Source organism: Pantoea sp. X-Soil-ISGK-259 (assembly GCF_059730705.1).
Genome location: NZ_AP035986.1, coordinates 1,308,537 through 1,331,094, shown reverse-complemented (window position 1 = coordinate 1,331,094; position 22,558 = coordinate 1,308,537). Strand labels below are relative to the sequence as shown.

Sequence of the window (22,558 nt, the reverse complement as noted above, 5' to 3'; positions counted from 1 at the left end):
CAAAGTAAAATCACCAAATTCAGGACAAGATGCCAGACAGTTAGCTGGGTATCTGTTTTTAAATGAGTATTTTTGCACTTTTGCACCCATTCAGCCCGAGTTTTGCCCCCTTTTGGCGCATTCGCCAGGCAAAACTGCCGTTCATCGTCTACGCCATTTGCAGCTATCGTTAACAAAATTGGCTAAGCCTTGTCATTGTCGCCGGATATTCCCTACAATCGCAGGCTATGTCAGCCGAATGAAACTGAGGAACGCATGAGTACGGCCAAACACAGTAAGTTACTCATTCTGGGCTCTGGCCCAGCGGGTTATACCGCAGCCGTTTATGCTGCACGCGCCAACCTGAACCCCGTATTGATCACGGGTCTGGAAAAAGGCGGACAGCTGACCACGACTACTGAAGTGGAAAACTGGCCGGGCGACCCGCACGATCTGACAGGTCCATCGCTGATGGAGCGCATGCACGAGCATGCCGAAAAATTCAATACTGAGATCATTTTTGATCACATCCACACGGTGGATCTGCAGAATCGTCCGTTCCGCCTCACTGGCGATAGCGGCGAATACACAGCAGATGCGCTTATCATCGCAACGGGTGCGTCGGCACGTTATCTGGGCCTGCCATCTGAAGAGGCGTTCAAAGGCAAAGGCGTTTCTGCCTGCGCAACCTGTGACGGCTTTTTCTATCGCAATCAGAAAGTCGCGGTGATTGGCGGTGGCAACACGGCCGTTGAAGAAGCACTTTATCTGGCGAACATTGCCGCTGAAGTGCACCTGATTCACCGTCGTGACAGCTTCCGCGCTGAGAAGATCCTGATTGACCGCCTGATGGAAAAAGTGCGTAACGGCAATATCGTGCTGCACACTCATCGCACGCTTGAAGAAGTGGTAGGCGATCAGATGGGCGTGACAGGTCTGACGCTGCGTTCTACCCAGAACAGTGATGAGACGGAAGCACTGGAAGTGGCGGGTCTGTTTGTTGCTATCGGGCACAGCCCGAATACGGCCATCTTTGAAGGTCAGCTGGCGCTGGAGAACGGATACATCAAAGTTCAGTCCGGTTTACACGGCAACGCCACCCAGACCAGCATCCCTGGCGTTTTTGCAGCAGGTGATGTGATGGACCATATCTATCGTCAGGCGATTACCTCTGCGGGCACTGGCTGCATGGCTGCGTTAGACGCTGAGCGTTTTCTTGACGGGTTAGTTAAAAACGATCAGTAAGTTGTTAACCCTCTGATCTCAAATGTTCCAGGCGACGGTTTTTCCGTCGCCTTTTTTATTGCTCTCATGCTAGATTCTTGCGCCAGAAGAGATGGAAATGTCTTTCCATTTTCCCCCATCATCGATATTTATCATGGTCTCGCATGGACAAATCGCGGCAGCAGCATCTTACCCGCTGGCTTCGTCAGCAACGTCGTTTCGCCGGTCGCTGGTTGCGACTCAACACGCTGCTCGGCACGGCGAGTGCACTGCTGATCATTGCCCAGGCCGGTTTACTGGCCTCGCTGCTTCAGGCGCTGATTATTGATCAACAGCCGCGCGAAACGCTGACGGTCAGCATCCTGCTATTACTGCTCTGCTTTGTGCTCCGTGCCCTGATTAACTACGCCCGCGAACTGACCGGTTACCGTGCCGGGCAGGCTATCCGCCAGGCTTTACGACAGCAGGTTCTTGACCGGTTATCTGATCTCGGCCCGGCGTGGATTCAGGGAAGACCAGCCGGTAGCTGGGCAACGCTGTTGCTGGAACAGATCGAAGAGATGCAGGAGTATTACGCCCGCTATCTGCCGCAGATGACACTGGCAGTCGTGATCCCCTGCTGCATTCTGCTGACCATTTTCCCGTTGAACTGGACGGCAGGTCTGATTCTTTTTGCCACCGCGCCGTTGATACCGCTGTTTATGGCGCTGGCTGGAATGGGTGCTGCCGAGGCCAACCGCCGAAACTTTCTGGTACTGGCTCGCCTGAGCGGGAATTTTCTGGACCGCCTGCGCGGCAGAGAGACGCTGCGACTGTTTCATCGTGGTGAAGCAGAACAGCAGGCCGTTGCCGCCGCCACCACCGATTTTCGCCAGCGCACCATGGAAGTGCTGCGCCTCGCCTTTCTCTCCTCCGCCGTACTGGAGTTTTTTGCCTCGTTAGCGATTGCCGTGGTGGCCGTCTATTTTGGTTTCTCCTATCTGGGCGAATTGCATTTCGGTGCGTATGGCCAGGGCGTGACGCTGTTTGCCGGCTTCCTGGTGCTGATCCTCGCTCCGGAGTTTTTCCAGCCACTGCGCGATCTCGGTGCGTTCTATCACGCCAAAGCGCAGGCGGTGGGCGGTGCCGATGCGCTTGAAGCCTTTATGCAGGCGACGCCCGACGCCGCCCCGCAGAGAGGCCAGCGCCCTTTCACTACCGATCGCGCAATCGCGCTAAGCGCTGACGATCTCTGTGTCTGCGCACCTGATGGCCAGGTGCTGTGTGGCCCTCTAACTTTTACCATTGCTGCGGGTGAGCAGATTGCGCTGGTCGGTCAAAGCGGGGCGGGTAAAACGGCACTGATGAACGCTCTGCTCGGGTTTCTGCCCTATCAGGGCTCGCTGAAAGTCAATAGCGTCGAACTGCGCGATATACGCCGGAGCGACTGGCATCAGCAACTGAGTTGGGTAGGACAGAATCCTCAATTACCGGCCAGCACATTGCGCGACAACATCCTGATGAATGCCGCCTGGGACAGCGAGCGCTTTGCAGCACTGCTGGAAGCGTGCGGCATCAATGAGTTCCTGCCGCGTCTGCCCTTAGGCATTGAGACCCCGCCTGGCGATGGCGGTCATCAGCTGTCGGTGGGCCAGGCGCAACGGGTCGCGGTTGCACGTGCACTCTATAAAACCTCACATTTTTTGCTGCTTGATGAACCGGCAGCCAGCCTGGATGCACTCAGCGAACGCCATGTGATGCTGGCGCTGAACGAGGCGGCAGATCGGCAGACCACACTGATGATTACTCATCAGATCGATACGCTAAGCCGCTGGCAGACCCTCTGGGTGATGGAAGCGGGTAAGCTGGTCCAGCAGGGTAACTGGCAGCAGCTGTCACAACAGCCAGGTGCCTTTAGCGAGATGCTAAAGCATCGCCAACAGGAGATCCGCTGATGTCCGCCTTGCGTCCTTTTCTTCGTCTCTGGCTGCGCCACCCTTTTCGCCTGACGCTGGGCATCGTGCTGGCGATTGTTACCCTGCTGGCCAGCATTGGCCTGCTGACGCTCTCTGGCTGGTTTCTGGCCGCCTCCTCAGTGGCCGGTGTCGCGGGTCTCTATACCTTCAACTACATGCTGCCTGCGGCGGGCGTCCGTGGCGCAGCCATCATTCGCACCGCCGCACGCTATGCTGAACGGCTGGTCAGCCACGATGCAACGTTCAGGGTGCTTCAGCACTTGCGTGTCCACACGTTCAGCCGCCTGATGGCCCTTTCCCCTGGCCAGCTCTCGCGATTCCGGCAGGCGGACCTGCTCAACCGCTTTGTGGCTGATGTCGATACGCTGGATCATCTCTATCTGCGCGTCATCTCGCCACTGCTTGGCGCTTTTATCGTGAGTGTCGTGGTGACCTTCGGGATGAGTTTTATCAATTTTCATCTGGCACTGACGCTGGGCGGCATCATGTTGAGTACGCTGGTACTGATGCCAGCCCTGTTTTATCGTCTGGGATCGCCGGCAGGTGTTGCCATTGCCCAGGGTCGTGCCCACTGGCGCTTACAACTGATGCAGTGGCTGGCGGCCCAGGCTGAACTGACATTGTACGGTGCCTCGCAGGGATGGCGACAGCAGCTCGATGAAGATGAACAGCGCTGGCAGCAGGCACAAAGTCAACAACAACGCTTACAGGCCGCCGCACAGAGTCTGCTGCTGCTGATCAGCGGTGTAACGGTCACACTGCTGCTCTGGCTGAGTGCCGCCACCATCAGCGAACAGCAGTTACCCGGTTCGCTGATTGCGCTGGTGGTGTTTTGCGCCCTGGCCGCCTTTGAAGCGCTGGCACCGGTAGCAGGCGCCTTCCTGCCTATGTCACAGGTGATAAACGCCGCTCAGAGAGTCAATGACATTATCGACCAGTCTCCTGCGATCACTTTCCCGGCACATTCCGAGGCCCGACCGGGACCTCTTTCGATCGGGATCGATCAGCTCGACTTCAGCTATCCCGACCGTCCGGATAAGGTGCTAAACCGCTGTACCCTCTCCATAGCAGCCGGTGAGCATATTGCGCTGCTGGGGCCGACCGGCTGCGGAAAATCAACATTGCTGGCGCTGTTAACCCGTGGCTGGGAGAGCCAGCACGGCGTTATCAGTTTAAATGATCGGCCGATTCGCGAATGGTCAGAACCCGCGTTGCGCCAGCGCATCAGCGTGGTAACGCAGCGGGTTCACCTCTTCAGCCAGAGCCTGCGCGATAATTTACTGCTGGCTTGCCCTGATGCCAGTGATGAGCAGTTAACTCGCGCACTCAACGACGTGGGCCTGCAGCGCCTGCTTGAAAATCAGGAAGGCCTGAACGCCTGGATGGGGGAAGGTGGTCGCCCGCTGTCGGGCGGCGAACTGCGCCGGCTGGCGCTGGCGCGCGCATTGTTACATGACGGCGATCTCTGGCTGCTGGATGAACCTACTGAAGGGCTGGATGCCACTACCGAGCAGCATATTCTGACGCTGCTCCAGCAGTTGACCGCCGGGAAGACGATGATCATGGTCACGCATCGTCTCAGCGGCCTGGAGCTGATGGATCGCATCTGCGTAATGGATAATGGTGCCATTGTTGAACAGGGTAGCCATGCGGAATTAATCTCAAAAGCGGGCCGCTACTGGCGTTTCCGGCAGCGGATTGCGTTATAGTCATAGCGAAATGCTGATGAGTAACGCAACGCGATGAGACTGGTACAACTGTCACGGGAATCTCTGCAATTTCCCCCACCTGAAATGGCACTTCGTGAGCCAAATGGCTTACTGGCTATGGGTGGGGATCTCTCCCCTGCCCGGCTGCTAAATGCTTATCAGTGCGGCATTTTTCCATGGTTTTCCCCCGGCGATCCCATCCTCTGGTGGTCACCCGATCCCCGAGCAGTCCTGTTGCCCGAGCAGTTTCACCTGAGTCGTAGCATGAAACGCTTTCACAGCCGTTCACCTTATCGGGTAACGATGAACGAGTCATTCGACGAGGTGATCGAGGGCTGCGCTACCGGTCGCGAAGAAGGCACCTGGATTACTTTTGAAATGAAGCGCGCCTGGTTGCGATTGTATGAGCTGGGCCATGCCCACTCCATTGAAGTGTGGGATGAACATCAGCTGGTGGGTGGCATGTATGGCCTGGCGATGGGGCAAATCTTCTGCGGCGAATCGATGTTCAGCCGTCAGCAGAATGCCTCTAAAACCGCACTTTGGGTATTTTGTCAGCATTTTATCCGACATCAGGGCCGTCTGGTGGATTGCCAGGTGCTTAATCCCCACACCGCGTCATTAGGCGCGCAGGAAATCCCGCGCGCTGATTATCTGCAATATGTACAAAGCCTTGCCAGTCAGCCGGTCAGCGATGGATGCTGGCAGACACAAACGCTTTTTTAGTGCTACTGAGATGTTTTGCACACATAAAGGCGCATAAGTGGTATAATAGTCGAGTTTGGTATGTCGTCCGCGCTTCGCAATAACGAGCCGGAATTGCCAGGCTGGGAATCTCAACGCACTCTCGGAACTGTTTTCAATCGTGCGCGTGTTACCGGTTGATACAGATTCTTAGCCCGCTAATCCCCTGCAGACGCCACCATAAACACCCTAATTTTACCGGATGCACGTAACTGACGTGCACCCCGGCAAAGCGTTGGCAAAATCGCCGACGGTTCTTTACATAAATCGTTGAATTGGGCATTATCTTGCCGGTTCAACTGAAAGGTAGTACACCCAGAGGATTCGATGGCCAAAGAAGACAATATTGAAATGCAAGGTACCGTACTGGATACGTTACCTAACACCATGTTCCGCGTAGAACTTGAGAACGGACACGTGGTCACTGCTCACATCTCCGGTAAAATGCGCAAAAACTACATCCGCATCCTGACGGGTGACAAAGTGACCGTTGAGTTGACCCCGTACGACCTGAGCAAAGGCCGCATTGTCTTCCGTAGTCGCTAATTTGCAGTAACTTCATCGCTCTGCATGTTGAAGCGATAAAAAAGGCCGGATATCAATATCCGGCCTTTTTCACATCTGCAGCAAGTGATTAGTGCACAGTGCCTTCGGTTTTGCGTTTCTCAGCACTCAGGAAGTGATAGGTCAGTTCACCTTTCTCACGATCCAGCGCAACAGATACCGAGCCACCATCCACCAGCGAACCAAACAGCAGTTCATTGGCTAACGGTTTCTTCAGGCTGTCCTGCACGGTGCGCGCCATCGGACGTGCGCCCATCGCTTTGTCATAGCCCTTCTCAGCCAGCCAGTCGCGCGCTTCATCACTGACTTCCAGCGACACACCTTTCGCATCCAGCTGCGCCTGCAACTCGACAATAAATTTGTCGACCACCTGATGGATCACCTCTGGTGACAGGTGACTGAACCAGATGATGTTGTCGAGACGGTTACGGAACTCTGGCGTAAAGATCTTTTTGATCTCTTCCATCGCATCGGTGCTGTTGTCCTGATGAATCAGGCCAATCGACTTACGTTCCGTCTCACGCACACCGGCGTTGGTGGTCATCACCAGCACCACGTTGCGGAAGTCCGCTTTGCGACCGTTGTTATCTGTCAGCATGCCGTTATCCATCACCTGCAGAAGCAGGTTGAAGACATCCGGGTGCGCTTTCTCGATCTCATCCAGCAACACCACCGCATGTGGATGCTTGATCACCGCATCCGTCAGCAGCCCGCCCTGATCAAAACCGACGTAGCCCGGAGGTGCACCAATCAGACGACTGACGGTGTGACGCTCCATGTACTCGGACATGTCAAAACGCAGCAGCTCAATACCCAGCGCTTTCGCCAGCTGCACAGTCACTTCCGTTTTACCCACACCGGTTGGCCCGGCAAACAGGAAGGAACCAACAGGCTTGCGATCCTGACCCAGACCGGCGCGGCTCATTTTGATCGCTTCCGTCAGCACCTCAATGGCTTTGTCCTGTCCAAACACCAGCATCTTGAGCCGTTCGCCCAGATTTCTCAGTGTATCGCGATCGGTTGCTGACACACTTTGTTCAGGAATACGGGCAATGCGGGCCACCACAGTTTCAATGTCAGAAACATTGATAGTTTTCTTACGTTTGCTGGCAGGCATCAGGCGCGCACGCGCACCCGCTTCATCAATCACGTCAATCGCCTTGTCAGGCAGATGACGGTCGTTGATATATTTCACTGCCAGTTCCACCGCTGCACGCACCGCTTTCGCGGTATACCGCACATCATGGTGGGCTTCATACTTGGTCTTCAGGCCGCTCAGGATCTGCACGGTTTCTTCAACAGAAGGCTCAGTGATATCGATCTTCTGGAAACGACGCGCCAGAGCACGATCTTTTTCGAAGATGTTGCTGAATTCCTGATACGTGGTAGACCCCATTACCCGAATCTTACCGCCAGAAAGTAACGGTTTAATCAGGTTCGCTGCGTCTACCTGGCCACCTGATGCCGCACCCGCACCAATGATGGTATGGATCTCATCAATAAACAGAATGCTGTGTTCGTCCTGCTCCAGCTGTTTCAGTAGCGCTTTGAAGCGTTTCTCAAAGTCACCACGATATTTGGTGCCTGCCAGCAGTGAACCAATATCCAGCGAGTAGATAGTGCAATCTTTCATCACTTCCGGTACATCGCCCTGCTCGATACGCCAGGCGAGACCTTCTGCGATAGCCGTTTTACCGACACCGGATTCCCCCACCAGCAGCGGGTTGTTTTTACGGCGACGGCACAGCACCTGAATAGTACGTTCCAGCTCTCTGTCGCGACCAATCAGTGGATCAATCCCACCGACGCGAGCAAGCTGATTAAGATTGGTGGTGAAGTTTTCCATACGATCCTCCCCGCCTGCTTGCTCTTCGTTAACCGGGTTTTCAGCGCCTGGCGCCTGGCCCGGTTCGTCTTTGCGCGTACCGTGAGAGATGAAATTCACCACATCAAGGCGGCTGACTTCATGTTTGCGTAACAGATAGGCCGCTTGCGACTCCTGCTCGCTGAAGATGGCGACCAGCACATTCGCCCCGGTGACTTCACTGCGACCGGATGACTGGACATGGAAAACCGCGCGCTGCAGAACGCGCTGGAAGCTGAGCGTTGGTTGAGTATCACGCTCCTCCTCACTGGCAGGCAGCACCGGTGTGGTTTGTTCGATGAAGGCTTCGAGTTCCTGCCGCAGAGCCACCATGTCCACCGTACAGGCTTCCAGTGCCTCTCTGGCCGACGGGTTACTGAGCAATGCCAGTAACAGATGCTCGACGGTCATAAACTCATGACGGTGCTCACGCGCTCTGGCGAAAGCCATATTTAAACTGAGTTCCAGTTCTTGATTGAGCATTAGGCACCTCCCCCAATTATCGCCCTTACCTGTTTCCTATATGGAGACGGGCTCAGGCTTTTTCCAGCGTACACAGCAACGGATGATGGTTTTCCCGCGCATAATTGTTCACCTGGGCCGCTTTTGTTTCGGCGACTTCTGCAGTAAATACACCACAGATCGCCTTGCCGTGATAGTGAACTTTCAACATCAGCTGCGTTGCACGTTCAACATCATAAGAAAAGAACTTTTGCACGACGTCAATAACAAATTCCATAGGTGTATAATCGTCATTATTCAGAATGACTTTATACATAGAAGGCGGCTTTAACCCTTCACGTACTTTGTCTTCGGCCAGATGTTCAAAGTTAAGCCAGTCGTTTGTGTTTGCCATAGTGTTCCGTTGAGATTTTGCTTTTAGCCTTTAAGTGGCTACATGTTGAGAGTTTAACATGCCTGTCAAGCTGCGGGCCGCTGCTGAAAATTTATTCAGAAATAACCTTGCGCGACCTGCATCACAAAATTTGCAATAGCGTTAACTGCCTCAAATTTTGATGATTTTTTCCCCATCCGGCCCGGTGGTTTGCTTGACGCCAGCGGCGCTTTCTCTACATTCTACCTGCACAGGCTGATTGAGTTTTAATCAAATCCGACTCACAGCTTCAAAGACCTCACCTACTTATAAAATGTCTTGCGAGGGAAGTAAAAGCATGGAGACGGGCACCGTTAAATGGTTCAATAATTCCAAAGGCTTTGGCTTTATCTGTCCGGTTGGTGGTGGCGAAGATATTTTTGCGCACTACTCCACCATTCAGATGGAAGGCTACCGAACGCTAAAGGCAGGCCAGCAGGTTCAGTTCGATGTGCATGAAGGTCCGAAAGGCAATCACGCCAGCCTCATCGTGCCGGTTGTTGAGGTACAGGCCGTGGCCTGATACTGAACCCACCTCTGTACAGAGCCCTAAAAATGCCAGCCAGTGCCGCTGGCATTTTTCATTTTTGACAGGCCATGTTTGACAGGCTTAGTCCGCCTGACCCTGCGCCAGCCCAATCACCCGGGCAAACATCTGCCGCATTAACGGCGGGATGGCTTCCGGCCCGCGTTCCGCCGCCGATGTCGCCACTGCGATCGCCAGTTCCGGCTTGGAGCTCTGGTGAATCGCTTTGGTAATAATACGCCTGGAACTCATCGGCGCGTTTAACGGCAGGTGCGCCATTTGATGATAAACATCCTGAAACCCCTGGTGATAGAGAAAGTTTTCCATATCCAGCGCGGGTAACTGCGTCAGAAAACGCGGCTCAGGATCACCCGGCTGTAACTGCGTGCGCGCCGTGCTGGCATATTTATTACCCGCCTGATCGCCATCTGTCAGCACGTGCCAGGCGATCCCCATGCGTCGGGCAAATTTCAGCAGCGGCTTCAGGCCCGATTGCGCAAACTCAATCACTTTCACCCCTTCCGCCGCGAAGTTGTAACCACACTGCTGCGCCAGCTCATTCATAATCCAGACCTCGGTTTCACCTTCGACCAGCAGCCAGCAACGGGCAAACAGGGTAGCCGGTCGATTGACGCGAATATGAAAGCCGATACGCCGACTCTCTTCGGCACTCAGACCTTCCGGACCGATGCGCCAGGCTGCTACGCGTGAGGACTGACGCACCAGACGGCAGACGTTTTCTACCGGCACCTGCGACAGCAGTTCAGCTGAATTGGTCGTGACGATTTTCTGTAGCGGCAGCAGCTTCAGCAGGTTCCAGGCCACGGACAGCATAATCGGATGCAGGCGGGTTTCCGGATCTTCAATCAGCAGCAGCGGCCGCGCACCGGCAGCTAGCGGAACGTCGCCTCGTGCTTCGATCAACAGGGTAAACATCTGCAGCAAAATCAGCTGACGGCTGCGGGAGTCAGTTCCGGCAATCAGCTGATTCAGATGATCCAGCGCCCGCCATCCCTGCACCCCATCGCGCATCTGCGGATCCCGTGACCGGGCCTCACTGCCTGCGCCAGGCGGTTGCACCAGAAAATAGTGCTGCATCAATTGCTGCATCGTCTTGAGGCCCTGTCTCAGCACCTCATCGCTGAGTTGCTGAGGATGTTGCTCCAGATCGCGCGCCAGCGTCTCCATGCCCGCCAGCAGCTCAGGATGGGGACCGGTCACGGGCGCACGGTTCCGCGTTCGCTTGCTGAAACGCGCGTCGCGCAACCGCAATACCGGATAACGCGTCAGCAACAGGTCGATTGCGTCCGCACAGTTCTGCTCAGGCAACAGCTGGGCATTTACGTCAACGAAACGGCGACGGGTGTCGATGCCGCCGTCACGCCAGGTGGCGCTGACGCTGTAATAAAGCCGACGCTGGCCCTGCGCATCACGCTGCCAGAAGGTCGAGAGCACCGCGTCCGGATCGCTTCCGTCATCCCGAAAGTGGAACACCACTGAAATACGGCGCATCGGATCGGTCACATCACCCGGTGTAAAATGGAAATCCGCCTCAGTAAAAACATAGGCCGGTTCATGAGGAGAGAGCAGCAGGCTCATGACATCCAGCAGGCTGGATTTACCCCAGGCATTCTCACCAATCAGCAGAGTGGTGTGCGTTAAAGGCAGTGAGAGCTTATTGATACCGCGGAAGCCGCGAATGTCGATATGTTCCAGAATCATAGGCGTCCATCCTCAGTTTATAGACAGCATGGTTGTCGCCCGCGCGCCGGTCAAGCCGCTTTATCAGGGTTTACTCCGTTACGCTTTTTCGCTAGCGTGTGACCTCTTCTCCCAGGGATGGCAATGATATGTACTCCGGACTTCTGATTATTCTGCTGCCGCTTATCGCAGGCTGGCTGTTACCCTTCCGTAAAACCGCCACCCTGCGTCGGGTAAATCAACTGCTGGGCTGGATGGTTTACGTCATTCTGTTCTTTATGGGCATCAGCCTGGCCTTTCTCGACAACCTGAGCAGCAATCTGCTGGCCGTTTTTCATACGGCTCTGGTGGCGGCGTTCTGCATTCTGCTGTGCAATGTACTGGCGTTGCGCGGGCTGGAGAAATATGCACCGTGGCAGCATGCGCACCGGCAGGAGAAGCTTCCCTCGCGGCTGCATATGGCACTGGACTCGCTGAAGCTATGTGGCGTGGTTGTCATCGGTTTTCTGCTAGGTCTGACCCAGTGGTCACTGCTGCACCACGCCTCGACGGCCAGTGAATATGCGCTGATCTTCCTGCTGTTCCTCGTGGGGATTCAGCTGCGCGGCAGTGGAATGACTCTGCGTCAGATTATCCTGAACCGTCGCGGTCTGCTGGTTGCCAGTGTGGTGCTGGTCAGCGCGCTGGCAGGTGGCATGATCGCGGCATTACTGCTGGGTGTTCCGCTAAAAACCGGTCTGGCGCTAGCCAGCGGCTTTGGCTGGTACTCTCTCTCTGGCATATTGATGACCGAAGCTTTTGGCCCGGTCATTGGCAGCGCCGCCTTCTTCAACGATCTGGTGCGTGAACTGGTCGCAATCATGCTGATCCCCGCGCTGATTGGCCGTCATCGTTCCAGCGCGCTGGGGCTGTGCGGTGCCACCTCAATGGACTTTACCCTGCCGGTACTGCAGCGGGCGGGCGGCAACGAGATTGTCCCTGCCGCTATTGTGCACGGTTTTGTGATGAGCCTGCTGGCCCCGATTCTGATCGCCCTCTTCTCTGCCTGAATTCGGTCTGAGATGTGCTGAGCTCTGCCAGCGCATTTTTTCACGCCTGCTTTTCTGCCGTGTCGTCTACGCTTCTTTTTTCGATTCTGGTCACGTCACTCTTCATGGCGGGCCGACAAAGGAGAAGATCATGAAACAAACCGTGGCGGCGCTGGTCGCCAAAACGCTGGAAAGCGCGGGCGTAAAACGCATCTGGGGCGTCACCGGAGATTCCCTTAACGGCCTGAGCGATAGCCTGAATCGCATGGGCACTATTGAATGGATGCCGACACGCCATGAAGAGGTCGCCGCCTTTGCGGCGGGTGCGGAAGCGCACATCAGCGGCGAACTGGCGGTCTGCGCCGGCTCCTGCGGACCAGGCAACTTACACCTCATCAACGGCTTGTTCGACTGCCATCGTAACCGCGTCCCGGTGCTGGCGATTGCGGCACACATTCCCTCCAGCGAAATCGGCAGCGGTTATTTCCAGGAAACTCATCCCCAGGAGCTGTTCCGCGAATGCAGCCACTACTGCGAGCTGGTCTCGAATCCTGAGCAGTTACCGCAGGTGCTGGGCATTGCGATGCGCAAAGCCATTCTCAATCGCGGTGTTTCAGTTGTAGTGCTGCCGGGTGATATCGCCCTGAAACTGGCGCCAGAAAGCGCCCGCACTGAGTGGTATCCACCGCAGTTGCCGCAGGTCCTGCCTCAGCCAGCCGAACTGACCCGGCTGGCACAGACGCTCAACGACGCCTCTGACATCACGCTGCTGTGCGGCAGTGGCTGTGCCGGTGCGCATCAGGAGGTGGTGGCGCTGGCAGAAGCGCTTAAAGCGCCAATTGTTCATGCGCTGCGTGGCAAAGAACACATCGAATATGACAACCCTTATGATGTTGGCATGACCGGTCTGATCGGTTTCTCATCCGGCTTCCACGCCATGATGAATGCCGGGACGCTGATATTGCTGGGCACCCAGTTCCCCTATCGCGCATTCTATCCGGAAAACGCGAAGATCATTCAGATTGACATCAACCCGGGCAGCCTGGGATCGCATTGTCATGTCGATGAAGCGTATGTCGGCGATGTGAAAAGCACGCTGCAGGCGCTGCTACCGCAACTGACGACCAAAAGCGATCGCAAACATCTCGACAGTGCGGTTAAACACTATGGCGAGGCGCGCAAAAGTCTCGACGAACTGGCGCAGCCCAACGACAAACAGCCAATTCATCCGCAATATCTGGCACAGCAGATCAGTCACTACGCCAGCGATGACGCTATTTTTACCTGCGATGTCGGCACCCCAACCGTGTGGGCGGCGCGTTATCTGAAGATGAACGGCCGACGTCGCCTGCTGGGTTCGTTTAACCACGGCTCAATGGCGAACGCGATGCCACAGGCGCTGGGTGCGCAGTCGATCGATCGCAATCGTCAGGTTGTCGCGCTGTGCGGCGACGGCGGCTTCAGCATGCTGATGGGTGATTTTATCTCGCTGGCGCAGCTGAAAATGCCGGTGAAACTGGTGATTTTCAACAACAGCGTGCTGGGCTTTGTGGCGATGGAGATGAAAGCGGGCGGCTATCTTACCGACGGCACCGAGCTGGAAAATCCTGACTTTGCCGCTATCGCCCAGGCCTGTGGCATCCGGGGTATCCGGGTGGAAAAGGCCTCAGAACTCAATGGTGCGCTGGAGCAGGCATTTGCCCACGATGGCCCGGTTCTGGTGGATGTGATTACCGCCAAAGAGGAGCTGGCAATGCCGCCGCAGATCAAAATGGAGCAGGCCAAAGGCTTCAGTCTCTACATGCTGCGCGCCATCATGAATGGTCGTGGTGACGAGGTGGTAGAACTGGCGAAAACCAACTGGCTACGGTAAAACAGAGGTTCCATCCAGGCGGGCGCGATGCCCGCCTTTTTTTTCTCTTCCGCCACATCCAGGAGCATAAGGTGATCGATTTACGCAGTGATACCGTGACCCGGCCCAGCGCCGCCATGCTAAACGCGATGATGTCTGCCGAAACAGGCGATGATGTCTACCGTGACGATCCCACCGTCAATGCGCTGGAAGCAGAAGCCGCACGATTAAGCGGCAAAGCAGCAGCGCTGTTTTTCCCTACCGGCACTCAGGCAAATCTGGTGGCATTGCTCAGCCACTGCGAACGCGGCGATGAATATATCGTCGGTCAGCAGGCGCATAACTACAAGTATGAAGCAGGTGGCGCGGCTGTGCTGGGGAGCATTCAGCCGCAACCAGTGCTGGCCGCCGACGATGGCACTCTGCCGCTCGACGTGGTGGCGGCTGCCATCAAGCCGGATGATATTCACTTTGCCCGCACCCGCCTGCTGAGTCTGGAAAACACCCATCATGGTAAAGTCCTGCCGCTGGCGTATCTGGAACAGGCGTGGACTTTTACCCGTGAGCATAAGCTGGCGCTGCACATTGATGGCGCACGTATTTTCAATGCGGTGGTGGCGCAAAAAACCACGCTGGCTGCGATGGCCCGCTATTGCGACACCCTGACCATCTGTCTCTCAAAAGGCCTGGGCACGCCGGTGGGTTCACTGCTGTGTGGCGATACAGCGCTGATTGAGCGCGCCCGTCGCTGGCGTAAAATGACCGGTGGCGGCATGCGTCAGGCCGGTATTCTCGCGGCGGCGGGTCTCTACGCATTGGAACACAACGTGACGCGACTCCAGGAGGATCATGACAATGCTGCCTGGCTGGGACAGCAGCTGCATGAGCTGGGCGTCAGCGTTATCGATCAACAGACCAACATGCTGTTTGTGGCGGTGCCGGAAGCTCAGGTCAAACCATTAGGTGAGTGGATGAAAGCGCGCGGCGTGTTAATCAGCGTGGGGACACGTACCCGGCTGGTCACCCATCTGGATGCTGATCGTGCGGCACTGGAGCAGGTTGTCGCCCACTGGAAAGCGTTTCTGCAACAGTAATCGCTATTCCGCCGCGCCATACTTCTCCAGTAGCGCGGCCGCTATCGCGGCGGTTTCGGCATCGGGCTGACCGCGATAATCCGCAGGCCGGAAGTGCATCTGAAACGCGGCAATCACTTTCTGCTGCTCACGCGCACTCATCTCCGCCGTCGCCGCATAACCGAAGCGCTGCAGGTTTTCCATGAGTGGCTGCACCGGCACCTGTGCGTGTGGATCCTGACCCGCTAAATAAAACTGCACCCGTCCGGCATCAGGCCATGCGCCCAGTCCGCGCTGCGCCAGCTGTTGCCACGGAAAAAGTGGACCCGGATCCTGCTTGCGCTGCGGCGCGATATCGCTGTGACCGACAATGTTTTCCGGTGGGATGCCGTAGCGCTGTGCAATATCACGCACCAGGGCCTCCAGCGTGATGATCTGCGCGGCGGTAAAGGGCTGCCATTCAAGACCGGTCAGGGTGCGGCGATATCCCCGGTTCACCAGCTCAATGCCAATCGAGGTGTCGTTGATGCGACTGGCTCCGCGCCAGAAACTGGGCCCGGCATGCCAGGCAAGTTGCTGCTCCGGCACCAGCTGCCAGACAATGCCTTTGCCGGCGCGCTGAGGCGGCTGACGGGGGATCAGATAATGGACGCTGACCTCCCGATCGGTGAGGGTCGCCAGCGACGAAGAAAAATCTTCGGCGGTATAGTGGATGACAATCACCTTAACCCGCGGTCGCGCCCCCTGCGCGGGATGCCGCAGATCGGCCCAGTAGCCGTCACGGGATTCTATCCCGGAGTGGCAGCCCGCCAGCAGCAGTGCCAGTATCAGCAACAGCCCGCGTTTCAACGAATGATCACTGCCGTGCCGCTGACGCTGACCATCAGCATACTGCCATCTTTGCCGACCGTTTCGTAATCGATATCAATACCGACCACCGCGTTGGCACCCAGCGCTTTTGCCTGTTCTTCCAGCTCTTCAAACGCAATCTCGCGTGCTTTACGCAGCTCTTTCTCATACGCGCCGGAACGGCCGCCGACCACATCACGGATGCCCGCAAAAAAATCACGGAAAATGTTCGCACCAAGAATCGCTTCGCCAGTGACCACACCACAATATTCACTGATGCTGTGGCCTTCCAGCGTCGGGGTTGTTGAAAATTTCATCGCATTCTCCTTGTTGAAATCAGGCTAAGGCTCTTTCGACTAAAAAGCACAGCTATACTCTATGCTAAAAAGGGCACCTTGCCAGAGAACCATAAGGAAATCGAGATGAGAAACAACGCGTTTGCGCTAATGATCCCGGCGGCCCTGCTGCTTAGCGCCTGTACCACCGTTGAGCCAGTCATTAAGGATAATGGTCCGCGAACCGCCCCCTGCATTGAAGGCGGTCCTGACCAGGTTGCCCAACAATTTTATGATCTGCGTGTTGAACAGCCCACGCAGGGTCTGCCTGACAGCAACACACTGGCAAAATATCGCCCTTACCTGAGTGATGCGCTTTACCACTCCCTGCAGGCGGCCAGCGGCAGCAATGCCGGCGCACAGTGGCGAAACGGTGATCTCTTCTCCAGCCTGTCACAGGGCCCGACAGCCGCCAGCGTTGCTGATGCATCTACTATTCCAAACCGTGATGCACGCAACATCCCGCTGCGGGTAAAACTGAGCCGCGACGGAAAGGAGTGGCAGGATGAAGTGCTGATGATTCATCAGGGCACTTGCTGGGTCGTTGACGACGTGCGCTACATGGCGAACCCTGTGCATGCCGAGGGTGGAAGCCTGAGCCAGATGCTTGAAAAGTCAAAAAAATAACCTGATATTTTAGCGCTATGAAAAGCGCAGCCACCTCAGGTGACTGCGCTTTTTTATTGCCGCAGCCTGCCCCACGGCATCGGGCTGGCGCCAGTCACTGCATGATATTGTGCTAAGCTTTTGCTGTTTACCTGTTGTTTTACAAATTTTAACCCACCTTATTTGCATAACTATTCTGGTGACGTTAAAATCCGCGACACTAATAGCTATTCAAATCTGGCGCATGAGTATTCAACTAAACGCAATAAACTGCTTCTACGGTGCTCATCAGGCGCTGTTCGACATCAACCTTGAGTGTCCGCAAGGCGAAACCCTGGTACTGCTTGGCCCAAGCGGTGCGGGCAAGAGTTCGCTGCTGCGGGTTCTTAACCTGCTGGAGCAGCCTCGTTCAGGTCAGTTGCAGATTGCCGGCAATCAGTTCGACTTCACTCAGAAACCCTCTGACGCCGCGATTCGCGAACTGCGCCAGAACGTCGGTATGGTGTTCCAGCAATATAATCTCTGGCCGCATCTCACCGTGCTGCAGAATCTGATTGAAGCGCCCTGCCGGGTGCTGGGCCTCAGCAAAAGTGAAGCGCGTGCCCGCGCCGACAAGCTGCTTGATCGTCTGCGCCTCACGCCTTACAGCGATCGCTTCCCGCTGCACCTCTCTGGTGGTCAGCAGCAGCGTGTGGCGATTGCCCGCGCGCTGATGATGGAGCCGCAGGTGCTCCTGTTCGATGAGCCAACAGCCGCGCTGGACCCTGAAATTACCGCACAGATTGTCAGTATCATTCGCGAACTGGCGCAGACCCGCATTACCCAGGTGATTGTGACCCATGAAGTGGAAGTGGCACGTAAAACGGCCAGCCGCGTTGTTTACATGGAGAACGGTCACATTGTGGAACAGGGCGACGCCAGCCGCTTTACACAGCCGCAAACCGACGCGTTTGCTCACTATCTTTCGCACTAAGTCAGGATGCTAAAAATGAAAAAAATGGTACTTGCTGCACTGCTTGCCGGTTTTAGCCTGAGCGCTACCGCGGCACAGACAATTCGTTTTGCGACCGAAGCCTCTTATCCTCCTTTTGAGTATGTGGATGCAGATAACAAGATTCAGGGCTTTGATGTTGATCTGGCTAACGCACTGTGTAAAGAGATCGACGCGACCTGCACCTTCACTAACCAGGCGTTCGACAGCCTGATCCCAAGCCTGAAATTCCGTCGCTTTGATGCGGTGATGGCGGGCATGGATATCACACCGGATCGTGAAAAGCAGGTCCTGTTCACCAAGCCTTACTACGACAACTCGGCGCTGTTTGTGGCCCAGAAAGGTAAAGTCGCCAGTGTTGAAGCGCTGAAAGGCAAGCGCGTTGGCGTCCAGAATGGCACCACACATCAGAAATACCTGACGGATAAACACAGCGACATCACCATCGTTCCTTACGACAGCTATCAGAACGCGGTGCTGGATCTGAAAAATGGCCGCATTGATGCCGTATTTGGTGACACCGCCGTGGTTAACGAGTGGCTGAAGCAGAATGCTGCGCTGGCTGCTGTCGGCGATAAAGTTACAGATAAAGCCTACTTTGGTACTGGCCTGGGTATTGCGGTTCGCACCGGTAACACCGAGCTGCAGACCAAATTCAATGGCGCGCTGGATAAAATCAAAGCGGATGGTACCTACAAGACCATCTACAGCAAATGGTTCCAGCAGTAATCTCCGATGAATGAAATGATGACCCTCGCAAGCGCCGCCGGGATGACCGTCGGCCTTGCTGTTTGTGCTCTCATCGCTGGCCTGGTGCTGGCGATGATTTTCGCTGGCTGGGAGTCACTGCGCCTGAGACCACTGGCGTGGATTGGCACCGGCCTGGTGACGCTGATCCGTGGCCTGCCGGAAATTCTGGTGGTGCTGTTTATCTATTTTGGCGCATCACAGCTGCTGCTCACTCTCTCTGATGGTTTCACGCTGAACTTCGGACTGTTTACGCTGCCGGTTCAGATGCAGATTGAGAACTTTGATGTCAGTCCTTTCCTGTGTGGTGTGATTGCGCTGGCGATGCTCTATGCCGCCTACGCCTCACAGACGCTGCGCGGCGCACTTAAAGCGGTGCCTGTTGGTCAGTGGGAATCGGGACAGGCGCTGGGCATGAAAAAATCGGCCATATTTTTGCGGCTGATTATGCCCCAGATGTGGCGTCACGCCCTGCCCGGTCTGGGCAATCAGTGGCTGGTGCTGCTAAAAGATACCGCACTGGTCTCGCTGATCAGCGTCAACGATCTGATGCTGCAAACCAAAAGTATTGCTACCCGAACGCAGGAGCCCTTTACCTGGTTCCTGGTGGCGGCCGCGATCTACCTGGTGATTACGCTGTTCAGCCAGGCGGTGTTACGCCGCATTGAACTGCGCACGACCCGCTTTGAACGGGGGAACAGCTGATGCTGGCCTATCTGCCTGAACTTCTGAAAGGGCTGCACACCAGCCTGACGCTGACGGCGGCCTCGCTGGTGGTGGCGCTGCTGCTTGCACTGATCTTCACCGTGGTGCTGTCGCTGAAAACGCCGGTGTTTAATCCGCTGGTGAAGGGCTTTATCACACTGTTTACCGGCACGCCGCTGCTGGTACAGATCTTCCTGATCTACTACGGTCCGGGACAGTTTCCGTCGATCCAGCAGATCCCCTGGCTGTGGCATCTCCTGTCGCAGCCGTGGCTGTGCGCGATGCTGGCGCTGTCGCTGAACAGCGCGGCTTACACCACGCAACTGTTTTACGGTGCGGTCCGGGCGATTCCTTCCGGACAGTGGCAATCGTGCGCGGCACTTGGCATGGGTCGCAAAGACACCCTGCGCATCCTGCTGCCCTATGCATTTAAACGCGCCCTCTCCTCTTATTCCAATGAAGTGGTACTGGTGTTTAAAGGCACCTCGCTGGCCTACACCATCACTCTGATGGAAGTCATGGGCCACGGCCAGTTGCTCTATGGCCGTACCTATGACATCACAGTCTATGCCGCGGCAGGTCTGATTTATCTCTGCGTTAACGGTTTACTGACGCTGATGATGCGACTGATCGAAAGACGCGCGCTGGCATTTGAGCGGCGTAACTGAATTCCGGGCGAGGCCTCTCGCCCTTTCCGCCTGAAAAATCACCATAATTGCATAAAAATTCATTTTATGGCAGGGTATTGCCCTCTCTGGCTGACCACATCACAGGAATCATAAAATGAAAAAATGGATTATTGCCGCTGCGCTGGCAACGCTTACGATCAACGCGCAGGCCGCGGAAAAGATCCGCTTCGCCGCCTCAGCAACCTATCCACCGTTTGAAACGCTGGATCGGGAAAATAATCTGGTGGGGTTTGATATCGATCTGGCCAAAGCGCTGTGTCAGCAGATGAAAGCAGAGTGCACTTTTACCAACAACGCCTTCGACAGCCTGATTCCGTCACTGAAGTTTCGCCGCTATGACGCGGTCATTTCCGGCATGGATATCACCGCTGAACGTAGCAAGCAGGTCGATTTTACCCAGCCTTATTACGCTAACTCCGCCATTGTGATCGCGCAGAAGGGCAAGTTCAGTAGCTTCAGCGATCTGAAAGACAAACGCATCGGCGTTGAAAACGGCACCACCCACCAGAAGTTCCTGCAGGATAAGCATCCGGAAGTGAAAGTAGTCGCGTATGACAGCTATCAGAATGCGATTCTGGATATGAAGAATGGCCGACTGGATGGCGTATTCGGCGACAGCGCGGTGGTGAATCAGTGGCTGAAGACCAATCCGGATCTCGCCACGGTCGGTGAACATGTGACGGATGCAGACTACTTTGGCACCGGCCTGGGCATTGCGGTGCGGAAAGGCAATACTGCGCTTCGCGATCAGTTCAATCAGGCGCTGACCGAACTGAAAGCTAACGGCAGCTGGCAGCAGCTTAATCAGAAGTGGTTCCCGGAGTAATTCCGGGAATTTCACCGGACTCAGTGGTGACGGCGGGTTAACAGCGTCAGCACTTCAAAATGGGCGGTGTGAGGGAACATATCGAACAGCTGAACCTTCGTGACCTCATACGCGCTCAGCCGGGCAATGTCCTGCGCCATGGTCTGCGGATTACAGCTTGAATAGAGCAGATAATCCGGGGCCATCTGGCTGAGATAATCACACAACGCCTCTCCAATCCCCCGGCGCGGCGGATTCACCAGCACCAGCTGCGGTACCGCGTCGCGCCCGGTCGCAAACGACGTAGAGTCCAGCGCCGCAAACTGCACTTTCTCCAGCCCCAGCATCTCAGCGGAACGTTGGGCGCATTTAATCGCCTCAGCGCTAATCTCAATGCCGGTCAGTTCCATCTCTGGTGTCGCGCAGTGCAGGCCAAAACCGCCTACGCCACAGAAGAGATCCCACATACTGTTAACCGGTAGCGCACGCACCCAGTCGCTTGCGGTGGCATAGAGTGCACTGGCAACCTGCGGATTGGTCTGGAAGAAGCTCTGCGGGCGGATCCACAGCGGCACGCCGTTGAAGTTCTCTGCCAGCGACTGCGCGGGCGTCAGCGCAATCTCCTCATCCCCTTCCAGAATCGCCATATGCACCGGCTGAATATTGGCAGAGATCACCGCCAGCTGCGGCAACTGCTGTTGCAGCCAGGGCAATGCCGCACGCAGCTGTTCCAGTTTAGCGGTTGAGCGCAGGACAAAACGGAGCATGATGCCGCCCTGCTGGCTCTCAGTGATCAGCAGGAATTTAAGCTCGCCGCGTTTACGTGCCACGTTATAGGGCGTCAGGCCGGCACGGGCAATAAAGGGTTTTAGCGCCGTAAACACCGGCTGGAAGCTGGCGGGATAGAGCGGACAGTCGCACAGATCGACAGCCTCGCCATCACGATGGATAAGACCCAGCACCGGACGCTCAACACTGCCGCTGACCACCATTTTGGCTTTGTTACGGAATGCCTGTTGTGGTGAGGTTACCGGCGGCAGCCAGGCTGTAACCGGCTGCTCAGCCAGTAACTGCTCAAGCATCGACTGCTTGTCGCTCAGCTGAATGGGATAGGGTTTTTCCAGCCACTGACAGGAGCGGCAACGATTAGCGTCATAAAGCGCGCAGTGCATGGTAAAGCCTTAACGATGGGGTCGGGCGGAGCGCGATTGTATCATCGCTTCCTGAAAAAAGCGCGGCTGCTGGCAGGCAGAAACAACAGCATCAACACCAGCAGGTCGGGAATTTTCTGCGACAGCGTATGGTGGATTATCTGGACATTATTGTCGCCATCAATGCTGAAAATTTCCGGGTAGATTCCCCCCAGCGAAGCGAACAGCATATAGATCAGCACAACCCCCTGTGTCGCCACATAGCCCCAGCGTCCACGGTTACTGCCGCGCATCAGAATAAAGGCGCAGCGCAGTTCGAACAGGAAGATCAGCTGGCTGGCGATAAAGATGAGTGTCGAGTCCCAGGACTGGGCGCTGCGGTGCACAAAGTTGGCGAGTTCGCTGTAACCCAGCTCGTTTGCCAGCATCAGAACGCTCAGGCAGCGGGTCGCGATAATAGCAATGCCCGCAACCGTCACCGGAACCGGTGCGCCTGAGAGCGTAGCGCTGCTTTTGAAGATGTCTGACATAGTCCGTGACTCCACCTGATCGAAAAACGGGCCGGTTAAACCGGCCCGTTTATATAG

The 22,558-nt window shown here is 55.9% G+C and carries 22 protein-coding genes; 15 read left to right on the top strand and 7 right to left on the bottom strand.

Going from position 1 to position 22,558, the window contains the following annotated elements; all coding sequences use genetic code 11:
- Nucleotides 1–255: 255 nt before the first annotated feature.
- From trxB to infA, 5 genes are all read left to right on the top strand, one after another.
- A complete protein-coding gene (trxB, locus tag AC6I77_RS06135) occupies nt 256–1,224 on the top strand; it encodes a thioredoxin-disulfide reductase (RefSeq protein ID WP_003849329.1) in 969 nt (322 codons plus the stop codon).
- A 143-nt stretch (nt 1,225–1,367) separates the two neighbouring features.
- Nucleotides 1,368–3,137 (top strand): heme ABC transporter permease/ATP-binding protein CydD, encoded by a 1,770-nt coding sequence (gene cydD, locus AC6I77_RS06130; RefSeq protein WP_154926003.1) that lies wholly within the window; start codon nt 1,368–1,370, stop codon nt 3,135–3,137.
- Nucleotides 3,137–4,867, top strand: a complete 1,731-nt coding sequence (gene cydC / locus AC6I77_RS06125) for a heme ABC transporter ATP-binding protein/permease CydC (protein WP_039660925.1) — start codon at nt 3,137–3,139, stop codon at nt 4,865–4,867. The genes cydD and cydC overlap by 1 nt, the downstream gene beginning before the upstream one ends.
- 33 nt (nt 4,868–4,900) lie before the next feature.
- A complete protein-coding gene (gene aat, locus AC6I77_RS06120) occupies nt 4,901–5,593 on the top strand; it encodes a leucyl/phenylalanyl-tRNA--protein transferase (RefSeq protein ID WP_003849322.1) in 693 nt (230 codons plus the stop codon).
- A 345-nt stretch (nt 5,594–5,938) separates the two neighbouring features.
- Nucleotides 5,939–6,157: a translation initiation factor IF-1 gene (gene infA, locus AC6I77_RS06115; RefSeq protein WP_002211347.1), complete on the top strand. Its 219-nt coding sequence runs from the start codon at nt 5,939–5,941 to the stop codon at nt 6,155–6,157.
- Between the two features lie 88 nt (nt 6,158–6,245).
- On the opposite strand, the gene clpA is transcribed toward infA, so the two are convergent.
- Nucleotides 6,246–8,522 (bottom strand): ATP-dependent Clp protease ATP-binding subunit ClpA, encoded by a 2,277-nt coding sequence (gene clpA, locus AC6I77_RS06110; protein WP_008925836.1) that lies wholly within the window; start codon nt 8,520–8,522, stop codon nt 6,246–6,248.
- 52 nt (nt 8,523–8,574) lie between these two features.
- On the bottom strand, nt 8,575–8,895 hold the full coding sequence (gene clpS / locus AC6I77_RS06105) for an ATP-dependent Clp protease adapter ClpS (RefSeq protein WP_003849318.1): 321 nt from the start codon (nt 8,893–8,895) through the stop codon (nt 8,575–8,577).
- Nucleotides 8,896–9,211: 316 nt separating this feature from the next.
- Between clpS and cspD the strand changes: the two genes are divergently transcribed.
- A complete protein-coding gene (cspD, locus tag AC6I77_RS06100; RefSeq protein ID WP_003849316.1) occupies nt 9,212–9,436 on the top strand; it encodes a cold shock-like protein CspD in 225 nt (74 codons plus the stop codon).
- Between the two features lie 87 nt (nt 9,437–9,523).
- Here the strand turns inward: cspD and AC6I77_RS06095 are convergent, their stop codons facing one another.
- A complete protein-coding gene (locus AC6I77_RS06095) occupies nt 9,524–11,161 on the bottom strand; it encodes an ATP-dependent nuclease (protein ID WP_140033570.1) in 1,638 nt (545 codons plus the stop codon).
- A 128-nt stretch (nt 11,162–11,289) separates the two neighbouring features.
- Between AC6I77_RS06095 and AC6I77_RS06090 the strand changes: the two genes are divergently transcribed.
- The 3 genes from AC6I77_RS06090 to ltaE all read left to right on the top strand — a co-directional run bounded on the left by AC6I77_RS06090 (nt 11,290) and on the right by ltaE (nt 15,114).
- The gene (locus AC6I77_RS06090) at nt 11,290–12,189 is read left to right on the top strand and encodes a LysO family transporter (RefSeq protein WP_003849311.1); all 900 of its coding nucleotides are present in this window, start codon (nt 11,290–11,292) and stop codon (nt 12,187–12,189) included.
- Nucleotides 12,190–12,319: 130 nt separating this feature from the next.
- Nucleotides 12,320–14,041 carry a ubiquinone-dependent pyruvate dehydrogenase gene (gene poxB, locus AC6I77_RS06085; RefSeq protein ID WP_003849309.1) on the top strand — a complete coding sequence of 574 codons (1,722 nt, stop codon included), beginning with the start codon at nt 12,320–12,322 and terminating at the stop codon, nt 14,039–14,041.
- A 71-nt stretch (nt 14,042–14,112) separates the two neighbouring features.
- Nucleotides 14,113–15,114: a low-specificity L-threonine aldolase gene (ltaE, locus tag AC6I77_RS06080; protein WP_105099353.1), complete on the top strand. Its 1,002-nt coding sequence runs from the start codon at nt 14,113–14,115 to the stop codon at nt 15,112–15,114.
- Nucleotides 15,115–15,117: 3 nt separating this feature from the next.
- Here ltaE and AC6I77_RS06075 read toward each other — a convergent pair whose 3' ends face one another.
- Together AC6I77_RS06075 and AC6I77_RS06070 are read right to left on the bottom strand one after the other, a co-directional pair.
- Nucleotides 15,118–15,942 (bottom strand): N-acetylmuramoyl-L-alanine amidase, encoded by an 825-nt coding sequence (locus AC6I77_RS06075; RefSeq protein ID WP_105099354.1) that lies wholly within the window; start codon nt 15,940–15,942, stop codon nt 15,118–15,120.
- Complete coding sequence (locus tag AC6I77_RS06070) at nt 15,939–16,259, bottom strand: heavy metal-binding domain-containing protein (RefSeq protein WP_003849304.1); 321 nt, start codon at nt 16,257–16,259, stop codon at nt 15,939–15,941. Before AC6I77_RS06070 ends, AC6I77_RS06075 begins: the two co-directional genes overlap by 4 nt.
- Before the next feature lie 105 nt (nt 16,260–16,364).
- On the opposite strand from AC6I77_RS06070, the gene AC6I77_RS06065 reads away from it, so the two are divergent.
- The 6 genes from AC6I77_RS06065 to artJ (AC6I77_RS06040) all read left to right on the top strand — a co-directional run bounded on the left by AC6I77_RS06065 (nt 16,365) and on the right by artJ (AC6I77_RS06040) (nt 20,841).
- The gene (locus tag AC6I77_RS06065; protein WP_003849298.1) at nt 16,365–16,904 is read left to right on the top strand and encodes a lipoprotein; all 540 of its coding nucleotides are present in this window, start codon (nt 16,365–16,367) and stop codon (nt 16,902–16,904) included.
- 223 nt (nt 16,905–17,127) lie between these two features.
- Nucleotides 17,128–17,856, top strand: a complete 729-nt coding sequence (gene artP / locus AC6I77_RS06060; RefSeq protein WP_003849297.1) for an arginine ABC transporter ATP-binding protein ArtP — start codon at nt 17,128–17,130, stop codon at nt 17,854–17,856.
- A 15-nt stretch (nt 17,857–17,871) separates the two neighbouring features.
- A complete protein-coding gene (artJ, locus tag AC6I77_RS06055; RefSeq protein WP_003849295.1) occupies nt 17,872–18,603 on the top strand; it encodes an arginine ABC transporter substrate-binding protein in 732 nt (243 codons plus the stop codon).
- Nucleotides 18,604–18,609: 6 nt separating this feature from the next.
- Entirely contained in the window at nt 18,610–19,326 is a 717-nt protein-coding gene (artQ, locus tag AC6I77_RS06050) for an arginine ABC transporter permease ArtQ (protein ID WP_003849293.1), read from the top strand.
- Nucleotides 19,326–19,994, top strand: a complete 669-nt coding sequence (gene artM, locus AC6I77_RS06045; RefSeq protein ID WP_003849291.1) for an arginine ABC transporter permease ArtM — start codon at nt 19,326–19,328, stop codon at nt 19,992–19,994. The genes artQ and artM overlap by 1 nt, the downstream gene beginning before the upstream one ends.
- A 115-nt stretch (nt 19,995–20,109) precedes the next feature.
- Nucleotides 20,110–20,841: an arginine ABC transporter substrate-binding protein gene (gene artJ, locus AC6I77_RS06040; protein WP_105099355.1), complete on the top strand. Its 732-nt coding sequence runs from the start codon at nt 20,110–20,112 to the stop codon at nt 20,839–20,841.
- A gap of 20 nt (nt 20,842–20,861) precedes the next feature.
- On the opposite strand, the gene rlmC is transcribed toward artJ (AC6I77_RS06040), so the two are convergent.
- The gene (gene rlmC, locus AC6I77_RS06035) at nt 20,862–21,992 is read right to left on the bottom strand and encodes a 23S rRNA (uracil(747)-C(5))-methyltransferase RlmC (protein WP_497816766.1); all 1,131 of its coding nucleotides are present in this window, start codon (nt 21,990–21,992) and stop codon (nt 20,862–20,864) included.
- A gap of 41 nt (nt 21,993–22,033) precedes the next feature.
- Complete coding sequence (locus AC6I77_RS06030) at nt 22,034–22,501, bottom strand: YbjO family protein (protein ID WP_039660870.1); 468 nt, start codon at nt 22,499–22,501, stop codon at nt 22,034–22,036.
- Between the last annotated feature and the right edge of the window lie 57 nt (nt 22,502–22,558).

Excerpts from the sequence above, each read along its gene's own strand:
- trxB (WP_003849329.1), top strand. The coding sequence starts at position 256 with ATGAGTACGGCCAAACACAGTAAGTTACTCATTCTGGGCTCTGGCCCA.
- cydD (WP_154926003.1), top strand. The coding sequence starts at position 1,368 with ATGGACAAATCGCGGCAGCAGCATCTTACCCGCTGGCTTCGTCAGCAA.
- cydC (WP_039660925.1), top strand. The coding sequence starts at position 3,137 with ATGTCCGCCTTGCGTCCTTTTCTTCGTCTCTGGCTGCGCCACCCTTTT.
- aat (WP_003849322.1), top strand. The coding sequence starts at position 4,901 with ATGAGACTGGTACAACTGTCACGGGAATCTCTGCAATTTCCCCCACCT.
- infA (WP_002211347.1), top strand. The coding sequence starts at position 5,939 with ATGGCCAAAGAAGACAATATTGAAATGCAAGGTACCGTACTGGATACG.
- clpA (WP_008925836.1), bottom strand. The coding sequence starts at position 8,522 with ATGCTCAATCAAGAACTGGAACTCAGTTTAAATATGGCTTTCGCCAGA.
- clpS (WP_003849318.1), bottom strand. The coding sequence starts at position 8,895 with ATGGCAAACACAAACGACTGGCTTAACTTTGAACATCTGGCCGAAGAC.
- cspD (WP_003849316.1), top strand. The coding sequence starts at position 9,212 with ATGGAGACGGGCACCGTTAAATGGTTCAATAATTCCAAAGGCTTTGGC.
- AC6I77_RS06095 (WP_140033570.1), bottom strand. The coding sequence starts at position 11,161 with ATGATTCTGGAACATATCGACATTCGCGGCTTCCGCGGTATCAATAAG.
- AC6I77_RS06090 (WP_003849311.1), top strand. The coding sequence starts at position 11,290 with ATGTACTCCGGACTTCTGATTATTCTGCTGCCGCTTATCGCAGGCTGG.
- poxB (WP_003849309.1), top strand. The coding sequence starts at position 12,320 with ATGAAACAAACCGTGGCGGCGCTGGTCGCCAAAACGCTGGAAAGCGCG.
- AC6I77_RS06070 (WP_003849304.1), bottom strand. The coding sequence starts at position 16,259 with ATGAAATTTTCAACAACCCCGACGCTGGAAGGCCACAGCATCAGTGAA.
- AC6I77_RS06065 (WP_003849298.1), top strand. The coding sequence starts at position 16,365 with ATGAGAAACAACGCGTTTGCGCTAATGATCCCGGCGGCCCTGCTGCTT.
- artP (WP_003849297.1), top strand. The coding sequence starts at position 17,128 with ATGAGTATTCAACTAAACGCAATAAACTGCTTCTACGGTGCTCATCAG.
- artJ (WP_003849295.1), top strand. The coding sequence starts at position 17,872 with ATGAAAAAAATGGTACTTGCTGCACTGCTTGCCGGTTTTAGCCTGAGC.
- artQ (WP_003849293.1), top strand. The coding sequence starts at position 18,610 with ATGAATGAAATGATGACCCTCGCAAGCGCCGCCGGGATGACCGTCGGC.
- artM (WP_003849291.1), top strand. The coding sequence starts at position 19,326 with ATGCTGGCCTATCTGCCTGAACTTCTGAAAGGGCTGCACACCAGCCTG.
- artJ (WP_105099355.1), top strand. The coding sequence starts at position 20,110 with ATGAAAAAATGGATTATTGCCGCTGCGCTGGCAACGCTTACGATCAAC.
- rlmC (WP_497816766.1), bottom strand. The coding sequence starts at position 21,992 with ATGCACTGCGCGCTTTATGACGCTAATCGTTGCCGCTCCTGTCAGTGG.
- AC6I77_RS06030 (WP_039660870.1), bottom strand. The coding sequence starts at position 22,501 with ATGTCAGACATCTTCAAAAGCAGCGCTACGCTCTCAGGCGCACCGGTT.